3 protein-coding genes are annotated in these 885 nt (G+C 33.6%); all 3 read left to right on the plus strand.

Features of this window, described 5'->3' with window-relative positions; translation table 11 throughout:
• Positions 1–99 precede the first annotated feature (99 nt).
• On the plus strand, positions 100–336 hold the full coding sequence (locus tag ACYU87_RS27530; RefSeq protein ID WP_263641969.1) for a DUF4314 domain-containing protein: 237 nt from the start codon (positions 100–102) through the stop codon (positions 334–336).
• Positions 326–499, plus strand: coding sequence for a DUF5049 domain-containing protein (locus ACYU87_RS27535; RefSeq protein WP_019116082.1), 174 nt, complete (start codon positions 326–328; stop codon positions 497–499). Before ACYU87_RS27530 ends, ACYU87_RS27535 begins: the two co-directional genes overlap by 11 nt.
• Before the next feature lie 106 nt (positions 500–605).
• A complete protein-coding gene (locus tag ACYU87_RS27540) occupies positions 606–851 on the plus strand; it encodes a hypothetical protein (protein ID WP_019116081.1) in 246 nt (81 codons plus the stop codon).
• Positions 852–885 lie beyond the last annotated feature (34 nt).

Raw genomic sequence — 885 nt, forward strand, 5'->3', positions numbered from 1 at the left:
TTCTTTTAAGACTAGGCTTTATCGGAGATGAATTTAAGAAAGATAGAAAAATACTTCTTGAAAAGCTTTCAGGATCATCAGCATTTAGAAATGGAGGTCATGAAGATGAGATTTCCAAATAAAGAGGTTGTTGAAGAATTAAGAAAAAAGTATCCAGTTGGAACTAGAGTAGAGCTTGTCTTTATGGAGGATATTCAGGCACCGCCTATTGGTACAGCAGGAACAGTAAGAGGTGTTGATGATATTGGCTCTATTATGGTTTCTTGGGATAACGGAAGTAGCCTAAGTGTAGCTTATGGTGAAGATTTCTGCAGGAGGGTTTCAGATGAACGATAAGATAAAGGAACAGATACTTGCTATTAGAAAAACAGGGATTACTAATATGTTTGATATAAGAGTAGTTCAAAGAATCGCTTATGAAATGGATTTTTATGAACTTGTAGATTTTCTTGAAACGGATAGAAAAGCCTATGTTGATTTCATTCTATACGGCAAATAAAACTACTATTATTATGAAAATAAAGCACATATTTCTTTAAAAATGACTTGATATATCCTTCAAATTACGGGAATATACACATACCAAAAACAAAGGAGAAACGCACATGACAAAGCAAGAAATTTTTAAGGAAGCGACAAAAAAACTAAATGATAAGAAAGCAGCATTTTATAAAAGAGAGCCTGAAAGAAAACTTTATGACGAAGGCAAGATTGGCTGGAACGAATACCTAAAAAGAGCCAAAGCAAGAGAAGAAAAAGAAAGAGAATTCTATAAAGGAAACGAAAACTTTGAACTCTACGATGCAGGTCTTATCACCTACGATGAATTCTTAGAATTGGAGGGGAAATAAGATGAGCAAAATGATAGATTTAGCTAACAAGTAC

The sequence above is a fragment of the Spirosoma lituiforme genome (assembly GCF_054776635.1).

Coding starts and splice junctions, on each gene's coding strand:
- ACYU87_RS27530 (WP_263641969.1), top strand. CDS start 100: ATGAAGATGAGATTTCCAAATAAAGAGGTTGTTGAAGAATTAAGAAAA.
- ACYU87_RS27535 (WP_019116082.1), top strand. CDS start 326: ATGAACGATAAGATAAAGGAACAGATACTTGCTATTAGAAAAACAGGG.
- ACYU87_RS27540 (WP_019116081.1), top strand. CDS start 606: ATGACAAAGCAAGAAATTTTTAAGGAAGCGACAAAAAAACTAAATGAT.